The 23,097-nt window shown below is 46.1% G+C and carries 25 protein-coding genes; 8 read left to right on the forward strand and 17 right to left on the reverse strand.

What is annotated here, in order from left to right:
* Positions 1-228 precede the first annotated feature (228 nt).
* Positions 229-882 (forward strand): NUDIX domain-containing protein, encoded by a 654-nt coding sequence (locus J5A52_04350; GenBank protein QUB38012.1) that lies wholly within the window; start codon positions 229-231, stop codon positions 880-882.
* A gap of 141 nt (positions 883-1,023) precedes the next feature.
* Here the strand turns inward: J5A52_04350 and J5A52_04355 are convergent, their stop codons facing one another.
* From J5A52_04355 to J5A52_04365, 3 genes are all read right to left on the reverse strand, one after another.
* Positions 1,024-1,170, reverse strand: a complete 147-nt coding sequence (locus tag J5A52_04355; protein ID QUB37349.1) for a hypothetical protein — start codon at positions 1,168-1,170, stop codon at positions 1,024-1,026.
* A 374-nt stretch (positions 1,171-1,544) separates the two neighbouring features.
* Positions 1,545-1,919: a hypothetical protein gene (locus tag J5A52_04360; protein QUB37350.1), complete on the reverse strand. Its 375-nt coding sequence runs from the start codon at positions 1,917-1,919 to the stop codon at positions 1,545-1,547.
* A 1-nt stretch (position 1,920) separates the two neighbouring features.
* Positions 1,921-3,852 (reverse strand): hypothetical protein, encoded by a 1,932-nt coding sequence (locus J5A52_04365; GenBank protein QUB37351.1) that lies wholly within the window; start codon positions 3,850-3,852, stop codon positions 1,921-1,923.
* Positions 3,853-3,933: 81 nt separating this feature from the next.
* On the opposite strand from J5A52_04365, the gene J5A52_04370 reads away from it, so the two are divergent.
* Positions 3,934-4,263 (forward strand): type B 50S ribosomal protein L31, encoded by a 330-nt coding sequence (locus J5A52_04370; protein ID QUB37352.1) that lies wholly within the window; start codon positions 3,934-3,936, stop codon positions 4,261-4,263.
* Between the two features lie 188 nt (positions 4,264-4,451).
* On the opposite strand, the gene J5A52_04375 is transcribed toward J5A52_04370, so the two are convergent.
* From J5A52_04375 to J5A52_04385, 3 genes are all read right to left on the reverse strand, one after another.
* Positions 4,452-5,102, reverse strand: a complete 651-nt coding sequence (locus J5A52_04375; GenBank protein QUB37353.1) for a hypothetical protein — start codon at positions 5,100-5,102, stop codon at positions 4,452-4,454.
* Positions 5,103-5,671: 569 nt separating this feature from the next.
* Complete coding sequence (locus tag J5A52_04380) at positions 5,672-6,307, reverse strand: hypothetical protein (protein QUB37354.1); 636 nt, start codon at positions 6,305-6,307, stop codon at positions 5,672-5,674.
* Between the two features lie 36 nt (positions 6,308-6,343).
* Positions 6,344-7,183 carry a hypothetical protein gene (locus J5A52_04385; GenBank protein QUB37355.1) on the reverse strand — a complete coding sequence of 280 codons (840 nt, stop codon included), beginning with the start codon at positions 7,181-7,183 and terminating at the stop codon, positions 6,344-6,346.
* A gap of 228 nt (positions 7,184-7,411) precedes the next feature.
* Here J5A52_04385 and J5A52_04390 point away from each other — a divergent pair, with 228 nt between their 5' ends.
* Both J5A52_04390 and J5A52_04395 read left to right on the forward strand, forming a co-directional pair.
* Positions 7,412-7,891 carry a helix-turn-helix domain-containing protein gene (locus J5A52_04390; protein QUB37356.1) on the forward strand — a complete coding sequence of 160 codons (480 nt, stop codon included), beginning with the start codon at positions 7,412-7,414 and terminating at the stop codon, positions 7,889-7,891.
* Between the two features lie 92 nt (positions 7,892-7,983).
* Positions 7,984-8,385, forward strand: coding sequence for an IS30 family transposase (locus tag J5A52_04395; GenBank protein ID QUB37357.1), 402 nt, complete (start codon positions 7,984-7,986; stop codon positions 8,383-8,385).
* Positions 8,386-8,600: 215 nt separating this feature from the next.
* Here J5A52_04395 and J5A52_04400 read toward each other — a convergent pair whose 3' ends face one another.
* Positions 8,601-9,260, reverse strand: coding sequence for a uracil-DNA glycosylase (locus J5A52_04400; GenBank protein ID QUB37358.1), 660 nt, complete (start codon positions 9,258-9,260; stop codon positions 8,601-8,603).
* 42 nt (positions 9,261-9,302) lie between these two features.
* Positions 9,303-9,959: a hypothetical protein gene (locus J5A52_04405; GenBank protein QUB37359.1), complete on the reverse strand. Its 657-nt coding sequence runs from the start codon at positions 9,957-9,959 to the stop codon at positions 9,303-9,305.
* Between the two features lie 155 nt (positions 9,960-10,114).
* Here J5A52_04405 and prfA point away from each other — a divergent pair, with 155 nt between their 5' ends.
* Both prfA and prmC read left to right on the forward strand, forming a co-directional pair.
* Entirely contained in the window at positions 10,115-11,182 is a 1,068-nt protein-coding gene (gene prfA, locus J5A52_04410) for a peptide chain release factor 1 (protein ID QUB37360.1), read from the forward strand.
* Positions 11,183-11,230: 48 nt separating this feature from the next.
* Entirely contained in the window at positions 11,231-12,058 is an 828-nt protein-coding gene (gene prmC, locus J5A52_04415; protein ID QUB37361.1) for a peptide chain release factor N(5)-glutamine methyltransferase, read from the forward strand.
* A 2-nt stretch (positions 12,059-12,060) separates the two neighbouring features.
* On the opposite strand, the gene J5A52_04420 is transcribed toward prmC, so the two are convergent.
* From J5A52_04420 to J5A52_04430, 3 genes are read right to left on the reverse strand one after another with little or no spacing between them, the layout of a single operon-like run.
* Positions 12,061-13,287, reverse strand: coding sequence for a trypsin-like peptidase domain-containing protein (locus J5A52_04420; GenBank protein ID QUB37362.1), 1,227 nt, complete (start codon positions 13,285-13,287; stop codon positions 12,061-12,063).
* Positions 13,288-13,337: 50 nt separating this feature from the next.
* Positions 13,338-14,117, reverse strand: coding sequence for a hypothetical protein (locus J5A52_04425; protein QUB37363.1), 780 nt, complete (start codon positions 14,115-14,117; stop codon positions 13,338-13,340).
* 28 nt (positions 14,118-14,145) lie between these two features.
* On the reverse strand, positions 14,146-15,861 hold the full coding sequence (locus J5A52_04430) for an LCP family protein (GenBank protein ID QUB37364.1): 1,716 nt from the start codon (positions 15,859-15,861) through the stop codon (positions 14,146-14,148).
* 98 nt (positions 15,862-15,959) lie between these two features.
* Between J5A52_04430 and lepB the strand changes: the two genes are divergently transcribed.
* Complete coding sequence (lepB, locus tag J5A52_04435) at positions 15,960-16,568, forward strand: signal peptidase I (GenBank protein QUB37365.1); 609 nt, start codon at positions 15,960-15,962, stop codon at positions 16,566-16,568.
* Between the two features lie 11 nt (positions 16,569-16,579).
* Here the strand turns inward: lepB and J5A52_04440 are convergent, their stop codons facing one another.
* From J5A52_04440 to J5A52_04455, 4 genes are all read right to left on the reverse strand, one after another.
* Entirely contained in the window at positions 16,580-17,464 is an 885-nt protein-coding gene (locus J5A52_04440) for a ParB/RepB/Spo0J family partition protein (GenBank protein ID QUB37366.1), read from the reverse strand.
* Complete coding sequence (locus tag J5A52_04445; protein QUB37367.1) at positions 17,454-18,218, reverse strand: ParA family protein; 765 nt, start codon at positions 18,216-18,218, stop codon at positions 17,454-17,456. The genes J5A52_04440 and J5A52_04445 overlap by 11 nt, the downstream gene beginning before the upstream one ends.
* A 115-nt stretch (positions 18,219-18,333) precedes the next feature.
* Complete coding sequence (gene rplU / locus J5A52_04450; GenBank protein ID QUB37368.1) at positions 18,334-18,639, reverse strand: 50S ribosomal protein L21; 306 nt, start codon at positions 18,637-18,639, stop codon at positions 18,334-18,336.
* An 852-nt stretch (positions 18,640-19,491) separates the two neighbouring features.
* Positions 19,492-20,256 (reverse strand): hypothetical protein, encoded by a 765-nt coding sequence (locus J5A52_04455; GenBank protein ID QUB37369.1) that lies wholly within the window; start codon positions 20,254-20,256, stop codon positions 19,492-19,494.
* A gap of 174 nt (positions 20,257-20,430) precedes the next feature.
* Between J5A52_04455 and J5A52_04460 the strand changes: the two genes are divergently transcribed.
* Positions 20,431-21,522 carry a hypothetical protein gene (locus J5A52_04460; protein ID QUB37370.1) on the forward strand — a complete coding sequence of 364 codons (1,092 nt, stop codon included), beginning with the start codon at positions 20,431-20,433 and terminating at the stop codon, positions 21,520-21,522.
* Between the two features lie 129 nt (positions 21,523-21,651).
* On the opposite strand, the gene J5A52_04465 is transcribed toward J5A52_04460, so the two are convergent.
* The gene (locus tag J5A52_04465) at positions 21,652-22,257 is read right to left on the reverse strand and encodes a hypothetical protein (GenBank protein QUB37371.1); all 606 of its coding nucleotides are present in this window, start codon (positions 22,255-22,257) and stop codon (positions 21,652-21,654) included.
* Positions 22,258-22,272: 15 nt separating this feature from the next.
* A complete protein-coding gene (locus tag J5A52_04470; GenBank protein QUB37372.1) occupies positions 22,273-23,097 on the reverse strand; it encodes an NTP transferase domain-containing protein in 825 nt (274 codons plus the stop codon).

Raw genomic sequence — 23,097 nt, forward strand, 5'->3', positions numbered from 1 at the left:
TGAGCTACTTAAATTGCTACTGAGAGGAAGCAGATGGGTAGGGTAAAGTAGGGTTGAACCTAATTAAATTAAATAAGGTTAACCTCCCGGAAACTAACTTCCCTAGTATCACAGTAAGATATACGTTACAGTGTGAGTAATGAAATATGATGAAGATGGAGGAGAGTGATGAGGTGCGGAGAAGGACTTCACTCAGCGCAGATCAAGATTCTGCGGGAGCTGCTATTTATGCCAGCAGCACGCTTCGCGGAGCTGCAAAAAGCCAGTGGACTAGAAAGTGATCATGTAAAATTTCACATCAAACAACTAGTCAAACTAGGCTATATCAACAAAATTGGTAATGCATACCAACTCAGCGTAATAGGCAAAGAATACGCTAACAAACTTGATACCGATGCCGGCGTGATTGAACGGCAGCCGAAAGTTGCCGTACTGCTTGTAGTTGAACAGTATAATCCCAAAACGCATATGGTAGAATATCTATTACAGAAACGACTGAAACACCCCTACTTCGGCTTTTGGGGCGCGCCAACCGGCAAGGTACGTTGGGGCGAAACACTGCTAGACGCTGCTACGCGCGAGCTAAAAGAAGAAACTGGACTAACTGGTACATTTGAATATCGCGGTATATACCATGAACGCGTACGCCATCAAGAGACAGGCGAAATCATTGAAGATAAATTATTCCAGCTAATGTTCTGCGATCGGTTTAGCGGTAAATTGCAAGTTGAATTTGATGGCGGACATAACGCATGGCGTACGCTTGAAGATATGATGTTAGAACCGAAAAAGTATAAAGGTTTTGAAACCGAAATAGCAGCATGCTTAAACAGCATACCGCTTACCGAGCGTATATATAACTATAGCGACAGCGAATTCTAATCCATAAAAGCCTACAAAGGAAATACCCCGCACTGGCTGTGCGGGGTGGTGCGACAAAAATCTCAGAGAAGATTATTTGTCGCGGGGGGCTACCCGCTCAAGAACGAGCGGGTAACCCCGTTCCCCGAAGAGTGGTAAAGACTACCACTCCTCGGGGGTTACGTCCTTTTCATCTTCATCGTCATACGTATACAACATATACGTATACTCTTCTACCGTACAAGCAAAGAGTTTCTCCGCCAGATAGACGACGAAAGCGACTACGATGATAATTACAAGGATATCCATCGGACATCCCCTTTCTTTTTGAGATACCAACTTTTGGTACCTCAGGCTCTCGGGAGCATCTGGCTCAACCGAGAGATGTGCTTAAGAGATGGTTGCGCCATCACTTAAGACTGGTTTATATTATAATAGCACGTTTATGGATAAGTCAATACATTGTATGCGTCGGTACATTAAACTAAAACGAAACACCCCATTAAAATTAGAGTGTGTATGTAAACAGCTAATTAATGAAAGGATGTCCCGTATGTCTACCATATCAAAGTTAACATTGAGAAACATTAGTGGTCAGAGCAGCAAAGACAGGTTCCTCGCTTAGCAGCCCAGCCCCTCCGGCAACTTGGCGCCCCACTGGGATATTCTCAGGAAGCAGGATGTTACGGTTGGGAGTTTAGGGCGGATTGCGACCTTGCATCAAACAATATCGCGTGCGATTGACGGTAAAACTGCTCCACCTCGGACAAAGCGTCCGCCTCATCGCCAATTTCTCGCCAGTTAGCATCTGTCTTTACGAAGAATTTTCTATTCGCCGCATCGCAAAGAAACCGCGTGCCGCCAGGATGCATACATATTTGTACAACTTCCTCATGTACATCAATTTGTAAACACGCAGAAATTATGTGTGCACCATTTTTCGCCAATAGAAGCAACTGGCTGCAGTTGATAAGTATCAATCTTTTTTTATCATGAATAACGGTACGGATATCCGGAGCCTCTGAGTCAAACACGTTGTACACTACTACTTTTTTCATACTAAACATCCGCCTTCACTTCCGCTCTATCTCCTCGGCGAAGTGCTCGCGGGTCTATGATTTCTTCCTTACTTTCTACTATTCTTCCATCACTGGCGACAGTAATCACCGTTGCTTTTTCGCCAACATAAAATAGCTGTCCATCCTTATAATTCCTCCATATGTTTGACGGCAGCTCAGAACTGTAAACGCGAGACGTAGATCCCTCTGGCGCATTGGCGTACATACGATCCGCAAGAACCTGCGCAGTGGAACGCCCCGTCTTTGTTTCCTTTGACCCCTGAGAGCACGACTTGAGTATAAGATGACACGATCCGTCAGTATCGGGCTTCATCGTTCTAAATAGCCTGTTGACAACGGCCTCGTCGCTTGGGTTACTCAAGTCAACATACGGATCATCAATGTGGTATTTCTTAAGATCCTCAGTCACATCTCTCATAAATAGCATGCCGTCCCCAATATGAATTCCGCCCGGCTGTCCATGTCCAGCTATTACAACAACGGACGGATGAAGATCTCTCTTCTCAAGAAAATCAATATATCGCCCAATTTCCTCACCGTCTTCCTTAAGAGAAGAAACTTCAAATGGCATATGGTAACCATTATCCCCACCCCGGAAAAGACTTTCCGTAAGAGCAAACGATCCTATATCATCATTCAGTGCATCCTCTAGTGATACTATTATTTCTTTGTCTCTTATTTCACGCAAGGCGTCTTCATCATTGTCAATGATTTTTTCAAGCTTCTCAAGACTATCTATGCTTCGTTTACCAAAATTGACGATTCCTATTTCGTTATGAATTTTCAGTATCCTATCTACGCCAAAGTGCGCTACCATTTTTGTAATTGTCGTCAATTCTTTCATATGATTTTCAGAATATTCTTCTACATCAGTTTCATGCTCAGTTTTCTTCAGACAACGGCCTTTCATACCTCTGTCAATATCTCGCACAAGCTCTGCCGGCAGCCCCATCTGACGCACTAATAAGTCTATTGTAAATTCATCCTGTTCACGCATGAGATTCATCTTATCCGCTATATTTTCCGGACTGCCCGTCGGATATCCTGCCAATACACGGAGTTCAGGATGCGCCATCAAGAAACGACCTATATCAGACGTGTCTTCAACGCCTCCTGTTGATTTGTTAAAGAAATCTAAAACGTTTTCGTATCCAGCAACCCTTGCGATTACCTGGGCATTCTCAACCTTAAGATCTTGAGTTCCCTCTAAAACATTGTGTACGAACTGTTGCATTACCCTTGATTCTTCCATATCTTCAGATGAATACATCTCGTGCAACACTCCTGCCGGGATATTTGGTAAGAAGTCGCGAAGAGTATCGTCAAACATATCCGCAACTATAGTCATATTACCTGCGCGAAGCGACGTGGCGGCATCAGAGCAAGTATTAAGCACCTTCGCTACATTTTTCACATCCGCCCAATCATCGCTATCAAGTTTTTTAACAGCCTCTAGTATACGATCCCTTCGCTCCGTCAGCTCCTGTATATTATAGAAAACATACCCAGGTTCCTGCGCTTCTGCTCGTTCAGCCATCTCTAGTAACTCTTTTGTAATGCCTGCAGCATTAAGCCTGCCTTCCCTCTCGCGAAGTTCGCGCGCCACCTCATCAGTATCTACGCCAACTTGGTTTGCGGCATCAACAATAGCTTTAAAACCCTCTGGGTCGCCAGTCGCAATAGCATCTAGCTGCTCAGCCGCACTCGCCACGATACTATCCACTATTTCGTTTGTTTCTTCTGGCGTAGCGTCTAGCTCTCCAGCTACGCTATTGTATAACTTCTGATTTGCTCCACGCTCAGCCTGGACTGTTTGCTTCAGTTCATCTAACCGCTCTTGAGCTAACTCAACGTCGCCCGTTAAGAGGTTTGAGGAGGTACTAGAGCTTTCTATTTCGTTATTGGTTTTCATTATTCTGAACCATATTTTAGCATAAGTAGGCCGCTCATGTAATTTGCTATTTTCTTGATTTTTTGTTAGAATACTAGGGTTATGAAAAGCAGTATTCACCCACAAGACTATCGCCTGGTCGTATTTAGCGACGAACAAGCAGGCTTCGCGTTTTTGACTCGTTCAACAGCGCAAACAACAGAGACAATCAAGTGGAAAGATGGCAAGACCTATCCGCTTATTAAAGTTCATATTTCATCAGCTTCACACCCATTCTTTACGGGTGAAGAGAAGATCATCGACACTGAGGGTCGCGTCGATCGATTCAAGGCTCGCCAGGCTGCTGCTGAAGCTCGTCGCTCTCAGCTGGCAAACAAAGCAAAAAAGGCTAACGCAAGAAAAGCTGCCAAAGCTGCCAGCGACGAACAATAATAGACCTTAAATAATAGTTTACCCCAGACATTTCTCTGGGGTATTTTATTTAGTTAATCAAGACTTTGTCGGACATTCTTACATACTTCATATCATAAAAGATCAGCTTTTACGGCTAACCCCAGTATAGTGGAGCCAAGCACTGCTTTCTTCTGCCTGCTCCACTAAACCACAGCAACTACCTTACTTCAGCATGAGCTACTATTATACGAATTACGATACCATGATCCACTCGTTTCTGAATCGCTCCATGCACATCCATAGCAATCCATATTCGTCGCTCCTTGCGAAGTAGGCCTACCCGAAACGTGTCCTTGCGTTTCAAAGGTTTCAGGGTTTGTCTGAGCAAGTGCCATAGCAGCTAACCGACGGTTCAAAGCAGCCCACTGCTTACGAATGTAGGCTGTCTTAGCTTCTCGGCTCAAGCCAGCGCCTTCCCAGCTAGCCAGGTATCTTTTAATATCGTCGTTCAACACCGTTTCCTCAATATACCTCATGTCAATACCATACTCAGCAGCCTCTTCCGGATGAACCATCACGAACGAACGAGCTTCATCATACGTCATCGGCACAACATCAGGCTTGCGTCGATCGTCCTCTACTTGCTTGCCTGCGATAATTCTTCTTGACTCTTCAGATGTTGCCTCAATTAGCCTCACAGCAACCCCCGCTAGATGCTGCTTGACTTCATCATCTTTTATTCTTCTCCCAACATTTTGATTCTCCGAAAGAGTAATGGGATAGTTCTCTTCTTCTGCACGATGCAGTTTGCGGTGTTTACATGCAACCTCCGCATCTTCTTCAGGACTTGTCATCTTAACTTCACGTTCTATATACATCTCTCATGCTCCTTTGGCATTTAAATTTAACAGCGTTTTACTATATCACTTATAGATCAATGATTCAATACTTGAGTTTCCGCAAATTTTCATGCGTCCCTAATATCGCCTATATCTAAACAAATAAATCCTTAAAAACGCCAAAATATATAAGGAATCCTTTTCTTTTTTTTATGTTGAATTGCAATATCAACATAAAAATCATTGAATTGATTCTTATAATGAATAGCATTCACACTTTTATTGCAGCTTGCGGAAACTCAAGTTCAATACCATCGTAACAATGATACTTTAATCCAAACACCCAGTAAATTAGATATGTAATCATACTAACTTCTTAACTATAAAAATATCTCTGTATATTTGCTATACCAAAGTTTTAGTAGTAATAAAAAATATCGACTACCAATCATTAGACCATATACTGCATACGCTATACTGCGCTCCTGAACTACCTGCTTCAGTGTCTATACTGCGTAAGAGTATGCCACAATAAGTACAAGAGCTGCAGTTTAGCACAGATTACATTGTGGTTCAGATATCTTCTCAGCAAACACAAACCAACCCCATCAGAACTCATCGTCATAGCGGTAATCGCGGTTGCCATAGCCATCATTATCGCAGCCATAGCCGCTGCGATCATTGCCAGTATCCCTGTCGTCATAGCTATAGTCACTGTTGCTGCTGTCAGTGCCGTCACTGTCAATGCCGCTGGTATCGGTATCGTTATTGCTGCTGTTATCACTACTGTTATCATCCCCGCCAAGGAATGATGAATCAACCACTGAAACTGCCGTATTGCCTTTATCCTCAAATACTGCAATAACAACATCGCCATTTCTACTAACGCCAACTGCTTCGCTGCCTGTATCATCAGGGAGCCTACGGTACTCTGTCCATGATACTGCGAGGCTCCCTAAGGCACCTGCAATCTTTGATAGCATAGCTTCTTTATCCAATAGTTCTATAGGCTCTATAAGATCTGACGGTGTATCTTCTTTAGCTACTAGCTCTATAGACTCTATAGAGCCTATAGAATCAATAGAATCTGATAGTATAGCCTTTCTACCTGATAACTCTATAGAATCGAATACCTTTGTATACTTTCCCGTACCAATACTATCAACAACCCCCATGAGGATACTAAAGCTTTCAGAGTTGGGTATTGATATGGTACTAGGGTTAAGGTATTTCTCGTTTGGCATAATCCAGCTATCCTACCACACCAAGGATTAGCTCGTCTAGATTACGCCGCTATTTCTTAGAGATTGTTCAACCCGAAGCGCAACTGCTTCTGGATCCTGCAGTATGAGCATTGTCTTACCTGTTTTTGGATCAACGAAGTCCTCTGGCCTAATGTCTGGACAGACGGCTACTTTGCTGCGACCATAGAGATTATTATAGTACTGGGCTTCTTGGGCGCTGGAGTAGGATCGCTTCAGATCTATCGGCACCCCATTAACAATGTAATCAACACCTTTGGCATCCTGTATAGGTGTCGCGGAGTACCAACTTATGTCAGTCCTGTCGATGGCAAGCTCAAAACCCATCTCAATTTTTACGCCTTCAATATCCGCCTTCGTAGTTTCTAGCCATTCACGTCTTGCAGTTGGATTTTTCTGCAGCAAGGCGCGCCGAGGATGGTAACTGAACATGTACTGTATTAGTTCATCTTGAGTAAGCTTGCTTCCCCAGTCGTTAATGAACTCTCGAAGTGCATGGTTGTACCTGGCATACCTCTCACGTGTCGCGAGAGACTTTCTGCCTTTTACTCCCCTCTTTTTACGATCTCTTTCTTTAATATCCTCTACCATCTTATACTCATAGGTACTGATGAATTCCGCAATGCGAGCGCGCCTATCGTCCAAGCTGGATCCACTGGTTTCAGCACGCTGTTCATAGATCTGGGCAATTTCAAGCGCGGCTTTTCCTAATATGCACATAGAATCTTTTGTAATGGTTTCCTGCGTTTTCTGCGGTGCACGCGCTCTAAGATCATTAACGTCTTTGATATAGCCTTTTGAGTTTCCGATATCATGCCCGACTTGAGCTGCTACGGTACTAAAACTAAATCTACCCAATTTTTGTCTCGTCGCAGATGAGGGTTTCGAGGGTTGATCTGTTTTTTTCAGGGTTCCTTACAAGCGTCTGTGTCATGAGTAATAATAGTAGCATATTATGTTGGTAATGTCAATACTTATATCTTGAATTCCCACTCAAAAAGCAACTCCCCATAGCCAACTTGAAGAGCCATAGGACTTTCCGTATTCTGTAGTTTGAAACATCAACTAAACACAGAGGAGTTCGCTATGGCTCATACCCACTTTACCCGAGATGATCGGATTTTTCTAGCAAAGTTAATTAGAGAAGGTCTAAGCGTGCGTTCAATAGCTCGCATCCTAGGCTTTCATCCCAGCAGCGTATACCGCGAACTGCAGCGAGGTCAAGTGCCTAAGCTGGGCAAAACTGGCACTGGATACAGTATAACTAAGGCAGAAAAACACAAAAAAGAGGCAAGATACAAAGCCAACCAGCAACACCGCAAGCTCGGCGAAGCCGAGGCTACGATATTGCTCAATCTCATCCGCCAATACTATAGCCCAGATCAGGCTGGACAAGCCTTAGGTCTATCGCATTCTACAGTGTATCGCTGGCTTTGGTCCCTGCCAAAGCAAACCTTGAGAGGGCTTTGGCAGTATCTACGCCATCCTAAATTACGCCGCAAGTACGGCACTAAGCGCCGCCGAGAGACAGCGAGAATTAGCCAAAAAGCGCTGGATAGATTCTAGACCTGAAACCGCCAACAAACGCCTTATGTACGGACACTGGGAGGGTGATACGGTACGAGGCAAAGGCGGCAGCGGCTACCTGGTTACCCTAGTTGAACGGCAAGAGCGGCTATGCCCTAGTTGGCTTTATCCCAAAAGCCACCAAAGAAGCCTTTTGCCAAGAGGCGCTGCGCCTGCTAGCGCCATTACCAAAGCACCTGAGGCGCAGCATTACCCTAGACAACGGCACTGAGATGAACAATTACGAAGTTCTAGAAAAGCGTTCAGGCGCCGCGGTTTACTTTGCTCACCCGTACCATTCCTGGGAGCGGGGTTGCAACGAAAACTTCAATGGGCTGCTGCGCCAATTCTTCCCGAAACAAATGAACTTCGAGAGTATTACCAAAAAGCAGGTTGACCTAGCAGCCAACCTGCTTAATACTAGACCTAGAAAACGGCATGGATACAAAAGTCCAGCAGAGCTCCTTCAGCCTTATATGGGTGTTGCGATTTGAATGGGAATTCAAGGTCTAAGCGTAGAAAAACATAAGATATAGGACTCTGAGGATGAGAATATTGTCTACGCCGCAGAGTATAGAATATAGAGGGTAACTCTATATAGTTCAAGGGTTGGCATAGCTACATTAGATAAGTTCTTAACGAAAGGTAGTAATTTTACTAGAGGTTTTGGGGTCAGGTGGCTGGAACCGCCGATACTCTATTGCGGTTTCTACAGCCGCCAATCAATCGAACCGCGCCCAGTTTTTTCTAGAAACTCATTAGCCCGCGAAAATGGTCGGCTACCAAAGAAGCCGCGATCGGCGGAAAATGGCGACGGGTGCGAACTCGCAATTTTTAGATGGTGCGGATTAGTGATTTTCTGCCCCACTTTTTGGGCATGCGCGCCCCACAGCATAAATGCAAGAGGCTGTTCAAAATCATTCAAAAACTCTAGCAAATGCTCGGAAAACTCCATCCAGCCAAGACCAGCGTGGCTCGCCGGCTTGCCGCGTTCAACGCTCCATGACGTGTTCATAAGCAACACGCCGCGCTTCGCCCACTCTTCTAAAAAACCGCTCTTAGGAATATCGCACCCCAGATCATCATGCAGTTCTTTAAAAATATTTTGCAAACTCGGCGGCACCGGCACGCCTGGTCGCACCGAAAAACACATACCATGCGCCTGTCCTGGTCCATGATACGGATCCTGCCCGATGATTACCACTTTTGTTGTTTCAAGCGGACACTGAGCAAAGCATGAAAACATATCCGGTCTGAGCGGATATACGTCCTTAACTTTGCGTTCGGCGTCTACCCGATTCATCAGCCGGCGAAAATACGGCTGCTCAGCTTCATGCTCAACAAATTGGCGCCAAGAAGAAAAGGTCATACCTCCAGTGTAGCATGACCTTTTGCGGGACAACAACGCTTGCTATTCTGATTCTTTCGGACCGCATTGATCAAGAAAACGATCTACTTCGTCAAGGACTTCACTGTAGCCAGGATCGTTATCGTCTAGCATGACAACTGACACTAGGCAGCTTGGCGAATATTCAGTATGCCTCTTAATCTTAGTAGTATCTAGTCGCAATGGTCTCAGACAACCGTCTTCAACGAGCGCTCCATAACGAGCATTCTCACCAATACCAATAGTATCTCCATCAAATTTTTCACCAGCAAAACCCAGTCGGAACAATACCATATAGCCCGACCGGTGAGATTCCCTATTTTTGTCCAGCAAACTATCTTGCTTATCATATATGTCAAACGCTACTGCGGTCGTTTCAAATTCTACACCAGGATAAGCATCGGAGGTCTGCCTGTCGTATGGTTTAAATTGACGAATAACATTAACTCCTTTGTATGCTCCTGTAGAGATAAAACGCCCACTCTGATAAGACAATTTATCATCTACGCTATGCAGAAGACCGATTGTACGCGCCGGAATTACTTCTGTCTTCTGCACCTCAAATGTTTCAAGCGCCTCCTGTAAATCTAATGCTCGCTGACTTTCGGCTTCATGCCGCAAGTGCCGATCGTATGCCGCACTAGGGCAAGAATCTTTAAACATTTGTCCTTTAACATCCATCCAACTAAACCTACGCTTTCTTATAGAATAATTACTAGTCCAACGTATAAGGTACTCTCTCCCTCTGATTTCGTCAAGTAGTTTTATCACTTTTTATAATTTTAGCAACCGCCGTTCGTCGTTGCCGCGCCTACTTTATGGTACAATAGAAGTACATGACTCATATTACTCTTGATTTGACCGCCCTAGAGGTCGAATACTCAGCACTGAGTAAGTTTTTAGCGCAACCCGACGCATATAACGACCCGCAGTTTACCGCTAAGAACAAGCGGTTCAGCGAGCTTGAGGCAATCATTGCTAAAGCAACAGAGCGCAAGCAGGTTGAGCAGCAACTTGCCGAAGCGAGAGAGCTTGCTACTGGCAATGATGAGCTTGCCGAAATTGCCAAAGCAGAAATTCCTGAAGACGAAGCAAAGTTAGCACAACTTGAAGAGGATCTATTTATATTACTTACACCAAAAGATCCGAACGATGAAAAGAATATCATCATGGAGATCCGCGCGGGCGCAGGCGGCGATGAGGCGAGCTTGTTTGCCGCTGAATTGTACCGCATGTACCTGCGCTGGTGTGAAGCCCATAGCTACAAAACCGAGCTGCTAAGCGATTCTGCCAATGATTCTGGTGGCTACAAAGAAGTTATCTTCAAAATCTCCGGCGACTCACCGTATGCACGACTTAAGTTTGAGGGCGGCGTCCACCGCGTACAACGCGTACCCGTTACCGAAAGCCAAGGACGCGTTCACACCAGTACGGCCACTGTCGCGGTATTACCAGAAGCAGAAGAAACTGACATTGAGATAAACCCGAAAGATTTACGCGTTGATATCTACCGTTCAAGCGGCAATGGTGGACAATCGGTCAATACCACCGATTCCGCCGTACGTATTACCCACTTGCCAACCGGCTTAGTCGTACAAAATCAAGACGAGAAATCGCAAATCAAGAACCGCGAAAAAGCGATGAGCGTATTGCGCAGCCGCCTACTCCAAATGAAAATCGACGAAGATAATGCAAAACTGTCCGCTGAACGGCGCGCGCTCGTCGGTACGGGGGATCGCAGTGAAAAAATTCGCACGTATAATTTTCCGCAGGATCGCATCACCGACCACCGCATTCACTATAGCCGCAGCAATATTCCGGCAGCGATGAACGGTGATATTGACGATATCATTGAGCGATTACAAGCGTATGAGCGCGAACTAAAAGCACAGCATACACAATAAATAAAAGATTTGCCCTAGCTACGCACATCATGTACAATCCCACATAAGATGGCAGTCGCGAACATCCCGACATCAATTCAAGCCTGGCTGCGCGATAGCGCAGAAATGCTTGCAGATGCCGGCATTACAAGCGCGCTACTTGACGCTGAACTGATATTGGCGCATACCGTGCGCAAAAATCGCACATGGCTACACGCACATAACGATGAACAGCTGACTGAACGCCAACTCGAAATCGCTCATGCGAGGCTGCAACTGCGGCTTGACCGAACACCGCTCGCCTATATCATCGGGCACAAGGATTTCTATGGCCGATTATTTAAAGTGACGCCAAGCGTGCTGATTCCACGCCCGGAATCAGAGGCAATTATCACCTGCCTACGTCAATACGAACCACACATTGGGCGCCTCGTCGACGTTGGTACGGGAAGCGGCTGCCTGGGAATTACGGCAAAGTTGGAAATACCAGCACTTGACGTCACGCTTACCGATAATAGCCGCCACGCACTTGCGGTAGCGCGCGAAAATGCAACAAGGCTACACGCGCACGTCGACATTATACAGAGCGATCTATTAAGCGCCACATTCGGTACATTTGACGGTATCATTGCGAATCTTCCGTACGTTGACGCGTCATGGGAGCGCTCGCCGGAAACAAATTGCGAACCCGCTGAGGCACTCTTTGCGAGCAACAATGGGCTAGCGCTGATTAATAAGCTGCTTGCTCAAACGGGTACCGCGCTGAATAATAGCGGATGGCTTTACCTTGAAGCCGATCCGCGACAGCATACAGCAATTATAGCTAGAGCATCAAGGCTACAGCTCGTTCATCGTGCCACTGATGGATTTTGCCTCGTGTTTCAAAAATATAATTAAAATTATTCAGCGTAGGCACCTAGCGTAACCTTAACAGTCTGCTCTTTACCGCCACGCAAAATTGTTAATTCCACGACGTCATTTGGCGTGTACTGGCCAATCAGGCTAGAAAACCCATTACTCTCGCCTACTGCCGTGCCATTTACCTTCGTAATAATGTCCTCGTCTTGAATACCTGCTTTGCTCGCCGGACTACCAGGTTGTACGCTTGAGCTATTATCGCTTGCTACGTACGCGCCTTTTGTCACTGGCAAGTGATAGCGTTTTGCCAATGCCGGCGTAATGTCAACATACCGAATACCGATATAGGCACGCTTGACACGATTGCCCGCTAACACGCTCTTCATCGTTCCTTTCACGGCATTAATCGGAATTGCAAAACCAATCCCTGTCGCACCCGAAGCAACCGCCGTATTAATGCCGATAACCTGCCCGGCATAATTCAACAGCGGCCCACCCGAGTTACCCGAATTGATCGCTGCGTCGGTCTGGAACATGTCACTGAGCGATTCGTTTGATCCGCCCGCTTCATCGCTTGCCGAAAGCGATCGCCCTTTGCCCGAGATAATACCGCTTGACACTGTATTGCGATACTGGCCAAGCGCATTGCCGATCGCGACAACTTGTTGGCCTGTGCGCACCGTAGATGAATCGCCAATTTCGGCAGCGCGTAGATTAGTAACACCATTAATTTTCAAATAGGCTACGTCGTTCAATGGATCCACCCCGACAATCTTCACATCATCATACGCCGTACCGTCGTCCAGCACAACCTGCACAGTACTTGCGTTAGCGACAACATGACGATTCGTTAAAATATAGCCATCGCGGCTAATGACAATTCCTGTTCCTGCCGCCCGAGCTTGCGCCGCACCGTATATTGTCCGCTTAGTCGTATTTGTTACGATCGACACAACGCTTGGCGACACTTTTTCTATCACGTTTGAAACTGATGCTTCACTCGCTGTCGCCGTTGTATTACCATCGCGTGCTGGTGTTAATACAGCAGTACTACGGTGAGTCGCGTATAAATACGCACCTATTGAAGCTGCGCCTACAACGAGCGCAATCGAAAGAATCACCGATGTGACAATCCACGGAAGTGCGCGGCGCGACCGTTTTGACTGCATAACCGGCGAAATAGTTTCTAAAACCGGAGGCGCCGGCACGGCATGCGGCGCAGTCGCTTTATGCTTTGTTGTTTTTGATGTGCTATTCGTATTTGCCATACTACTCACCTTTCTTCGGACTATTTTCAAAAATACAGCTTAAAACCACCTTAAAGCGCGTCGCTGCCATAAATAACTGCAAACACATAGGTAGCAATCACAACAAGCGCAGTAAGTACGACAGGCGGTATGATATCGTTACGGCGCACCTCGCCATACGCATGATAGCTGCGGTACGCCCGTTCAGCAACAAAATAAAACAGTGTCGTAAACAAGGCAAACTGCGATAGCCGAATCGGACTCAAGCCTGGAATTGCATACGCCGCCATCCAGTGATACGAAATCCACGCCAATTCTGCCGTCACGACACCAAAAACGAAACTATATAAATTACTATACGGTTCATCGTATGTATTTATAACGTGGCGCATAGCGATACAGCCGATGATCCACGACGCTGCAACGAAACACGCCGGATTCCACTCGTACATCATCATAGAAACGGTGGTTAATCCCAAAAAAAGCGCTGCTCCTGCCTGCACAACAACGTAGGTGTGTTTTGAACGCGGCTTGATGATCAATAACCACACGATATAGAGCACCGTCAATGCCACCTGCACGCCAACCGACCCCATCATGCAATATACGAGCGTCACATAGCTTAGCCCAACAATAAGATCAACGGTATTTGTAATCAGATTCGCCAACCAAAATCGCGGACGTACCGCTAAGACGCGCCATTTGCTCATAGATACAAGTGCTACGGCGATCCACGGCGATCCAGATACGTATGTCACAGCGAACATCGCAAGAGCAAGCAATACATTGAGTAAAATATACATCGCTTCACTAATACGCGAGCGGTGTTTGTGCGATTTTATCAAATCCATCGTCTTTTATTATACTATGAATCCATGCTTAATTACTGGTTTTCGAGCTTTGCGCCTTCGTGATGATAATCACATAATCAGTATTCGCATTATATACCACGCCCGATAACTCGTTTCCGGGTGATATATTCGTATGGTAGAGTGATTTTAGTCTTTCTTCGGTCGCTGATTTTACCTTTTCACCCACACGATATATCTTATTTGACGAATATGTTTGTCCGCTCGGCGCATTACCAACTGTGTTGACCGATATATCAAGCGCTTCAAGCTTGGTCGCTTCAGCCTGCGCCACTCCTGCAATTCCAGAGCCATTAAGGACAACGACGCGCGGTTCTTCTCTCGTAATCGCCGTTGCGTAAATGTGCTTTTTAATGTACGCCTGCAAACCGCTATAGTTATACGTACCCGCCACCGGCACTACCGCGCTCGCACCGCCAACCGTACCGGTTGTTAGAATTGCCGGATTAGCGTCAACGAGGCTGACGCTTTTGATCTCATCTTGTTTAATCGACTGCATTAGGCTAACAAGCGTTCGCACTTCGCCTGTCTCAAAGTTCGTACGCAGGTTCGCGCCAATTGCCTCAACGAGTTTCGTGACTTTCGAGAAATCAGTGAGCGTACCCGTGCTAAGCGCTTTTTCGCGGATTGCCATCATAATTTTTTGCTGGTTTTTCTCGCGGTCAAAATTCGACTGCTCAAATCCATAGGTTGGCGCGATATCGCCGCGCGCCATAGCAAGATACAGAGCATGTTCAGCATCAAGTTCAACCTCGCCGTTCGGATAGCTAATGTAATGCCCGCGCGGACAACGTTCCTGCCTCTCTGCCCGCGTTGTACCGCATTTCCAATCAAAGTTGCTATCCATCACTCCGCGCGGATCGCGGCTTTCAATATTCACTTTAATGCCGCCGATTGCGCTTACTAAATCACGCATCACCGAGTAATTTACATGCACGCTATACTGCAGATCCATACCTAGAATTTCACCCACAAACGAACGCGTTTCTTTCTGACGCTCATCTTCCGCACTATCTGACTTCCAATCGTTGTTCACACAATTGAAATACACATTAATTTTGCCTGCATACCCCGCGTCACAGGCGCGTCCGTACTTCACGTATAGATCGCGCGGAACGCTGACCATATATGCGTTCTTCTTGTTTTGATCAATACTTAGCACCATCATCGAGTCAGTTAGATACCCTGCTTCGTGCCCTTCGTCATCTTCAGATGTACCGAGAATAAGAATATTTGAACGACCGTTCGCATCCTGTTTGAGAGGTTTCTGCTGTACCAACCCGAACAAGTCGCCCTTAAACACCGATTTGCTCGCCATTAACGCACGATATGCGAACCAGCCGGCGGTCAGTACAATAATCAAGATGAATGCAATAATCCCGCGTTTAATAATTTTGCGGCGACGAGATATTGGTTTGTGAGATTTTTTGTCACGCCTTCTTCGACCGCTCGGTGTCGGCGATACATCAAGATCAGACAAATTGCCAATTTCCTGTAACGACGCATCAATATCTGCACGGTCAGATCTCCCGGCAGTTGACGCTCGCTGCGCCGCTCGCGATGGCGCTGGCGAAGATAATGGCTTTGGCAGCCCTGTGTGGTTTGCGCCTGACGCGGTTACACGCCGCCGCATACTATTGCCGCTCGGTGAACGTTCTAGACCCTCTACCGATACTTCCGGCAACTGACGCCGCGGAACAAAACCGTCTACTGCTCGTTTACTCATAGCTCTTGTTTACTATAGCGGAAATGCGCAGAAAATAAAACCATCGCGGCTATGGTTTCCGTTTGTCTTTTTGGAGCGTGGCGGGTATAGTAAAAAAGATGGAAGCAAGCTATTTGACGCGTCATCCACGGGTAAAAGACATCCTCAACTTCATTGGGTTCGTCTTACTTGTCTTGATCGGCACACTGCTAATCAACACATACGTGTTCCGTAGCTTTTCAGTATCTGGGCATAGTATGGATCATACGCTTGCCGATGGCGACCGGCTTATCGTTGACCGACTGCCCGTAACTGCAGCATTACTCAAAAATAAACCGTACGTACCAAACCGCGGGCAAATTATTGTTTTCAAGAACCCGCGTTTTTTAGCCGGCATGCATGATGAATTTATCGTGAAGCGCGTCATCGCATTCCCCGGTGAGCGCGTTACCGTCAAAGACGGTACACTTACCGTCTACAATCGCGAGCACCCAAATGGATTTCATCCCGACGACGAGTACCGTAGAGGTGGCGTTGGACCGCAAAGTCCATCAAGCGGCGATGTCGACACGACTGTACCTGAAGGTGTGCTATTTGTCGCTGGCGACAACCGTATTGGTAGCAGTTCGTACGATTCGCGTACCGGACTTGGCTTCGTTCCTAACCACGACGTTGTCGGACCAGTTTCAGTGCGTCTCTTTCCTTTTTCAAAGATAACGACATTCTAGTTTCCGTGTTCTTAGCCAAGCAACTTTGAGATCCGCTCAAAATCCGCATGATCCTGAAATGAAATAACGATTTGTCCTGAACCGCGGCGATTTGTCCGCACCTCAACTGGCGTTTTAAATCGATCAGCAAAATACGTCTGCTCTTCAGTATAACGCAACTTACGTGGCGCTGGCTGGCGCATTGTACGACCACCCAGCCCATTTGCTTTTTGGCGACGTACGTAGCTTTCAATTGCACGCGCGCTCCAGCCTTCTTTTATGATGCGCGGAATGATTTCGTCAACCACACTCTCAGGTAAACCAATCAACGGGCGCGCCTGCCCTTCGCGAATATCACCTGCTACGATCGCATCGCGCGCCGACGCCGGCAACCGCAACAAGCGTAGCGTATTGCTAATTGCCGCCGACGTTTTGCCGCCAACGCGCTGCCCGATCTCCTCAAGCGTTAAATTAAACTGATCGCGCAATTTTAGATATGCTGTCGCCGTCTCAAGCGGGTTCAGATCGCTGCGTTGCAAGTTTTCGATAAGCGATAGCTCTAACTTATGCTGGCTTGACAGCGTCCGTACTAATGCCGGAATTTTTTCAAGTCCTGCCCGCTGCGAGGCGCGAAATCGTCGTTCACCCGCAACGATTTTGTAGCCCTGCTTATCTGGCGCCACAACAATCGGCTGCAACACGCCATGCTCTTTTATCGACGCCGCTAGCTCATCAAGCGATACTTCATCAAACGCACGGCGCGGCTGGTCGGGATCCGGCGTTATCTCACTGAGTTTAATATAGCGTAAATCACTTACACGGTCATCCTGCTCAGATGTCGGATCAAATGACTCGTCTAGCAACTCTGTCGGAATTAACGAATCGAAACTTCGCCCTAAACCCTTTTTAGCCGACACGATCAAGTACCTCCTTTGTCACTGCTTTATAGGCGCGTGCGCCCTTACTAAATCGATCATACGCGCCAATTGGCAGCCCATGGCTTGGCGCTTCGGCAAGCCGTACATTGCGCGGGATCTTCGTTTTAAATACTTTCGCTGGAAAATGCTTAGAAATCTCATCAAGTACTTGCGTCGATAGTGATGTACGGCTATCAACCATAGTTGGCAGCACGCCAATCAGGTCAAGCGTCGGATTAAGGTTTTTACGAATTAGTTTCATCGTCTCAAGCAGCTGCCCCAAACCCTCAAGCGCATAGAACTCCGCCTGCACTGGCAACAACACATACTGTGCTGCGATCAATGCATTAACCGTTAGCAGACTTAAACTCGGCGGGCAATCAATAATGACAAAGTCATACTGCGTCGGCGTCAATTGAATCGCATATTTTAGCCGGCTAAACCGGTGCTGCACCTGTGTCAGCTCCACCTCGGCATTTGCCAACTCCGGCGTCGTCGGCGCAATCCATAGGTTAGTAAACTCGGTCGGCATTACCGCATCAATAAGCTTTTTCTTGCCCATAATCACTTCCGTCATTGTCGTATCGAGCGATTGCTTATCAATTGACAGACCGCTCGTCGCATTGCCCTGCGGATCAAAGTCGATTAATAATGTCCGTTTACCCCTTTTTGCCAAATAATACGCAAGATTGATTGACGTCGTCGTTTTACCGACGCCGCCTTTTTGATTAGTTACTGCGATAATCGTTGTCACGCTGTTTCTATTCCCTCTCTTTAGACCCTATTATACCATGAGCTGAATTGAGAAGACAAAAACTACTCTAGATATGAAAAACTCCTCGAGAGATTATACGAGGAGTTTTTTACTGCTATTTAATTGCTGCAATTTCGATGAGCGAGTACTTCTGGCGATGACCGTTCTCTTTGTGAACACGTTTCTTTGCCTTGTACCGGATAACACGAATTTTATCGCCCTTCACCAATGCTTCAACAACTTTCGCTTTTACGTTCACGCCCTTCACTACAGGAGTACCGACCGCTACTTTGTCACCGTCAATAGTCATGAGTGCGTCGAGGGTGAGCTCTTTCGTTCCTTCCGGGAGGAGATCCACCCGCAGGGTCTCTTTTTCGCTGACAAGATACTGCTTGCCAGAGATCTTTACGACTGCTTTCATTTCATTCCTTAAACGTTAATTTAATTCAGATCTGTTATATTGTAACAGAGCATACCAATTATTGCAACTTGTTGTATACATCCATTTTAGCAACCTAAAACAGAACACTAACAACTCCCAAACCTACACCCATACAACACTTCCAAGCATATCTATCCCTGCTTACCTACCTACTTATCTACTTACCTGTCTGTCTGTTTATCTACTGCTTCCATATTTTATTTATGCCTAAATTCTTTTCGTAATTATTCTCTATGATTTTCCTCTATAATTCTCTTCTATATATTTATATATAAAGGAAGAGAAAAAAGGATAAAAGATAACAGGGGTAAAATAGATAAAAAATACCGGATATCGATATCCGGTATTTTTAGGTTGAGAAAATAGCTAAAAAACTATTTGAATATTTGTGGGTAAATAGTAATAGCAGATACAGTCACCCAACCCAAAATAGTCTTAAGCCTTTTTGCATAATTCATGTAGCTAGTCGAGTATAAATTAGCTTGACTTAGTTTGGCTAAATTGGGTTAGGTTTATATAACGCACATAAGCTTAGTTATTTAGTAGCTAACTATATGCTTGTCTATAGAGCTTATTCATATGTCGTTTAGCTATACTCCACATTGACTCAGATTTGTTTAGCGTTTGTCTAGTATTACTATAGTCTCCTTTGCTATGGTTATGACTATTCACGATAGTAACCTAGAAGTGGTTCTCTAAAACCTACTAGGTAAAGAGCCGTGTAGTGTGCAAGGTAGGTGGCTGCCCATGCATTGATTATCCTGATCTCTTTTTTACGTAAGACTCCTGCGTTAGGTGACGAAAGCCTATGAGGTATTTAAAGCTATCCACTCACTCAGCAGCAGACTCGTCGTTTTTCTCAAACAGCCATAGCGTGTTAGGGTTTTTCTCTATATCTATATCCATATTTCCAGACTTAGTAGTTGTAGTACCAAGCGCCGCTTGCGCTTCTTCTTCGTTAATTATTTCACCCGACTTGCTTTCAGGATCAATAGCACATACAAGCGTAACACGAGGGTTTTTGCCTAGGCTGTTAGCTGATCCGTGCCAGTTATTCGCAATGACATAACAGCCTACAGGAATCTTATCTAGCAGTTCTTGCGGCACGAGTCCAGAATTATACGAGAATACGACATCAACCCTACCTTCTTCCGGCATGTTACTCACATATTCTTCTATTGTCATCTCTGCAACGTTATACCCTTTTTCCCGCATAACATCCATTGCATGTTCATCCGGATCAACATGGATCACTCCAGGACCAAAAACGCGCGCAAGCGTCTCATCGCTGCTGCTGCCAGGATAGATGATCACTGACGTATCATCTATATTCGTCATGCGTTCCCGAAGCTTGCCTAGAGCTTTCGCAACATCTTGGTGAAAATACGTTTCTTGCTTACTCTGCGAGAAGACAGTATCAAAACTATCAGTACCATCAAGATTCCCAGAGCTCTCCATATTGCGAAGAAGAATCGCAGCAAATTCCGCAAGACTACCAAGACTTTCTTCTACTCCCGCTTCATGCAACCGTCCATCTTCCGGTCGCGCCTCCTCACTCTTACCGTTACCACACTTGTCGTTTAGTTTATCAGTCATAGTTTGATATAATAACACAAAATAACAAAAACAACAAATGTAACCTATGCTTGATCGTTACCCTCTACAATGCTCCAGCAAACTATACCGTGATCGCATATAAGCCAATCGCCTACTCTTTGATATAATCAGAGTAGAATTACACAAACAACCGAATAATCAACGGGAGCACCTATGCCGCCAGCACAACAACCAATCATCACACCAGTTCCGCCGCCGATACCGCCGAGAAAAAAATCATCTCGCCTTGCTATTGGTATCGCGATTGGCATTGGCGCTATACCTGGTCTTTTATTCATTGCATATGTCCTTTATCTCTTCACGGGCATTATATATCTCATTGGGCATGCTACCTTAGGACCATCATTTGCCGGCATGCAAACAAATAATCTTGTCAGTAAGGTCAGGCAATTGCCACACGTCAAGTCAGCGGTATCTAAGGTCGGTTTCGGATATAACGGATTTGGTTTTGAGGCAAAGCTTACGATCGTCGGCGAAGACAATACGACGAACGATCAAGCCTTAGAGATACTAAAAAGCTCCATCCCGATCTTTCAATCTAAGTTCTCCAATACCAAAGTCATATACAAGCAATCCTATGCCGGCGGCGAACTGGCGTTCATCAGCAACTCGCTGTCGGGTATAGAAAAGTATCAAAACGATATTCCGCCTACACTCACTGCTCTACGGCACGAGCTAGAGGGTGGCATGTCTAACGCTTGGGCGACCTCAAGTTACGACGACCAACACCCTGCTGGCTCTATATCGTGCAGTTCATTAACGACTTCATCTTCAGCAAGCAAAGTGAAAAAAATGTTCATTCGAGCAACGATCCCGGACTGTCCCAATATGTCTCGTATATGGGACAATAATGGGCATAAACTGGACGTCAAAGGATTCAGCGGCGATGATTTTAGCTGGCTGGCATTTGACGCAGTCTCCACTGCAGTGTCGCAGCCTGAAGTTACCGCAATATATGCGAGACCCCCTGAGGATAAAGACAAGAGTAGATCTATCAGCTATTCTATTGTATTCGCTAGCCACAAACGAAACCCTAAAGAAGACAGGATGAGCCGCTCGGAAAAAGATATCACTGCTAAGTTATTGAAGGACTTACGCAATTCTCAACTAAAAACAATTGTACATGTAGATTTTTTTGGCCACACGATGGAGTTATCATTAACCAGGGGAATTTTTTGGCTTCAACAGAAGAATACGATTTACCATATCAAACAGCTAACAGGCAAGACGTCCTTGACCAAGTGAAGTGCGAGCTAGACGAATCGCATCAAAAAGAGGCTTGCTCGACACTCTAACTCTCTGTTCTCGCAAGCCTAGAGTACAGATTGTCGTCTCTGATTGCTATAGACACCCTTTTACGTTTATAACGACTCTTTAAAGGGCGCCGTCCAGGCGTGCGGATACTATACCAGCCAAAATTGCAAGAAAAATAACAACACCCGCTATACCTAAACCAATCCAAGCCTGCATAGCGGCAGCATTCACAACCTTAGCGTACGGCGCAGCATTTCTCAACGCTTCCACCCACCAATCAAGTCCATTTTGACGCGCTTTGTTTGTACGACTTGCCAAGGCGATACTCGCTCCTAACGTACCAAACAGCGCCATGCCAAGCGCTACAATACCCTTGCCCTGTCGCGGAGCGAAATCAAATCTAACGTCGCGCCCACCAATGCCAATCGTCAACATATAGGTATTCTGCGATATTTTTGTCACTTGCGATGGGTCAATATCAAATTCTACACCCAACGGACGACCGGTCGCATCATCAAGACGAATGAGACGAATCCTATTAGCTGTCGTCCACTCAAGAGCACAGACAGACATGCCAAAGATCGTCATGTTATTAAATTTATTAACATAAGAGCAGGCGATAAGCGGCATTTGATCGTACGAGCTTAGCATCTGCGAAGATTGCGGCACGGGCTGCCCTCCTTGGTTTGCACCCATGACTTGCGGTGACTGTATTTGCGGATTCATATAGTTGATTATACTTTACTGGTTGTGCTTTATCAAACCACACACAACATTATTCGCATACAGCCAACCATCAAGCGACCCGCCGTCCAGATGCTGCCCAACTGCCGGCACAACTTTTACCGCACCGCCAGCCTGCGCAAACCGCGTAACAGCATCGGTTAGCTCGTACTCGCCCCGCGGCGATACCGCAATGGTAGCACACGAATCGATTACCTGCTTAGTCAAAACATATTTACCGATATTGGCGTAATCGCTCGGCGCTTCTTCAGGGCGTGGTTTCTCAACAATTTTGCGAAAATGACCGCTCTCGTCAATGACAATCGCACCGTAGCGGCTAATGCTTTCGTGTGGTACTTCTTTCGCCAGTATGCTACACTCACCCGCCGGCGTCGCCGCAATAAGGCGCGCCACTTCGCTTGAACCATCAGGATTATACATGAAATCATCACCCATCAGTACAACCGCTGATTCATCTGTGTTAATATAATCACTTGCGAGGGCTACTGGCACCGCCGTGCCATACTTTCCGTAGCTCGGCTGCGTCACAAAGTGCATATTAGCTTTGAGCGGCGCAATAAGCGGCAGCATATCTTCTTTGCCCTTGCGCCGCAGATAATCATTTAGGTGAATATTGCTGCGATAGTACGCCTCAAGCTGCGAGCTCTGCTCACTCACAACAAAAATAAACTCGCGAATACCCGCCGCTAGGCAATCCTGCACAACGTAGTCAATAATCGGACGCTTGCCAACAGGCAGCATGCACTTTTCGATCGCTTTGGTAATCGGCAGCATGCGTGTTCCCCAACCCGCCACCGGAATAATTGCTTTGGTAATTTCCAT

It is taken from the genome of TM7 phylum sp. oral taxon 349 (assembly GCA_018127705.1).
Classification (GTDB): Bacteria; Patescibacteriota; Saccharimonadia; order Saccharimonadales; family Saccharimonadaceae; genus Saccharimonas.

What these genes read in the sequence shown, in the direction of transcription:
- J5A52_04350 (QUB38012.1), top strand. Translation starts at nt 229, where the DNA reads ATGCCAGCAGCACGCTTCGCGGAGCTGCAAAAAGCCAGTGGACTAGAA.
- J5A52_04355 (QUB37349.1), bottom strand. Translation starts at nt 1,170, where the DNA reads ATGGATATCCTTGTAATTATCATCGTAGTCGCTTTCGTCGTCTATCTG.
- J5A52_04360 (QUB37350.1), bottom strand. Translation starts at nt 1,919, where the DNA reads ATGAAAAAAGTAGTAGTGTACAACGTGTTTGACTCAGAGGCTCCGGAT.
- J5A52_04365 (QUB37351.1), bottom strand. Translation starts at nt 3,852, where the DNA reads ATGAAAACCAATAACGAAATAGAAAGCTCTAGTACCTCCTCAAACCTC.
- J5A52_04370 (QUB37352.1), top strand. Translation starts at nt 3,934, where the DNA reads ATGAAAAGCAGTATTCACCCACAAGACTATCGCCTGGTCGTATTTAGC.
- J5A52_04375 (QUB37353.1), bottom strand. Translation starts at nt 5,102, where the DNA reads ATGTATATAGAACGTGAAGTTAAGATGACAAGTCCTGAAGAAGATGCG.
- J5A52_04380 (QUB37354.1), bottom strand. Translation starts at nt 6,307, where the DNA reads ATGCCAAACGAGAAATACCTTAACCCTAGTACCATATCAATACCCAAC.
- J5A52_04390 (QUB37356.1), top strand. Translation starts at nt 7,412, where the DNA reads ATGGCTCATACCCACTTTACCCGAGATGATCGGATTTTTCTAGCAAAG.
- J5A52_04400 (QUB37358.1), bottom strand. Translation starts at nt 9,260, where the DNA reads ATGACCTTTTCTTCTTGGCGCCAATTTGTTGAGCATGAAGCTGAGCAG.
- J5A52_04405 (QUB37359.1), bottom strand. Translation starts at nt 9,959, where the DNA reads ATGGATGTTAAAGGACAAATGTTTAAAGATTCTTGCCCTAGTGCGGCA.
- prfA (QUB37360.1), top strand. Translation starts at nt 10,115, where the DNA reads ATGACTCATATTACTCTTGATTTGACCGCCCTAGAGGTCGAATACTCA.
- prmC (QUB37361.1), top strand. Translation starts at nt 11,231, where the DNA reads ATGGCAGTCGCGAACATCCCGACATCAATTCAAGCCTGGCTGCGCGAT.
- J5A52_04420 (QUB37362.1), bottom strand. Translation starts at nt 13,287, where the DNA reads ATGGCAAATACGAATAGCACATCAAAAACAACAAAGCATAAAGCGACT.
- J5A52_04425 (QUB37363.1), bottom strand. Translation starts at nt 14,117, where the DNA reads ATGGATTTGATAAAATCGCACAAACACCGCTCGCGTATTAGTGAAGCG.
- J5A52_04430 (QUB37364.1), bottom strand. Translation starts at nt 15,861, where the DNA reads ATGAGTAAACGAGCAGTAGACGGTTTTGTTCCGCGGCGTCAGTTGCCG.
- lepB (QUB37365.1), top strand. Translation starts at nt 15,960, where the DNA reads ATGGAAGCAAGCTATTTGACGCGTCATCCACGGGTAAAAGACATCCTC.
- rplU (QUB37368.1), bottom strand. Translation starts at nt 18,639, where the DNA reads ATGAAAGCAGTCGTAAAGATCTCTGGCAAGCAGTATCTTGTCAGCGAA.
- J5A52_04455 (QUB37369.1), bottom strand. Translation starts at nt 20,256, where the DNA reads ATGACTGATAAACTAAACGACAAGTGTGGTAACGGTAAGAGTGAGGAG.
- J5A52_04460 (QUB37370.1), top strand. Translation starts at nt 20,431, where the DNA reads ATGCCGCCAGCACAACAACCAATCATCACACCAGTTCCGCCGCCGATA.
- J5A52_04465 (QUB37371.1), bottom strand. Translation starts at nt 22,257, where the DNA reads ATGAATCCGCAAATACAGTCACCGCAAGTCATGGGTGCAAACCAAGGA.
- J5A52_04470 (QUB37372.1), bottom strand. Translation starts at nt 23,097, where the DNA reads ATGGAAATTACCAAAGCAATTATTCCGGTGGCGGGTTGGGGAACACGC.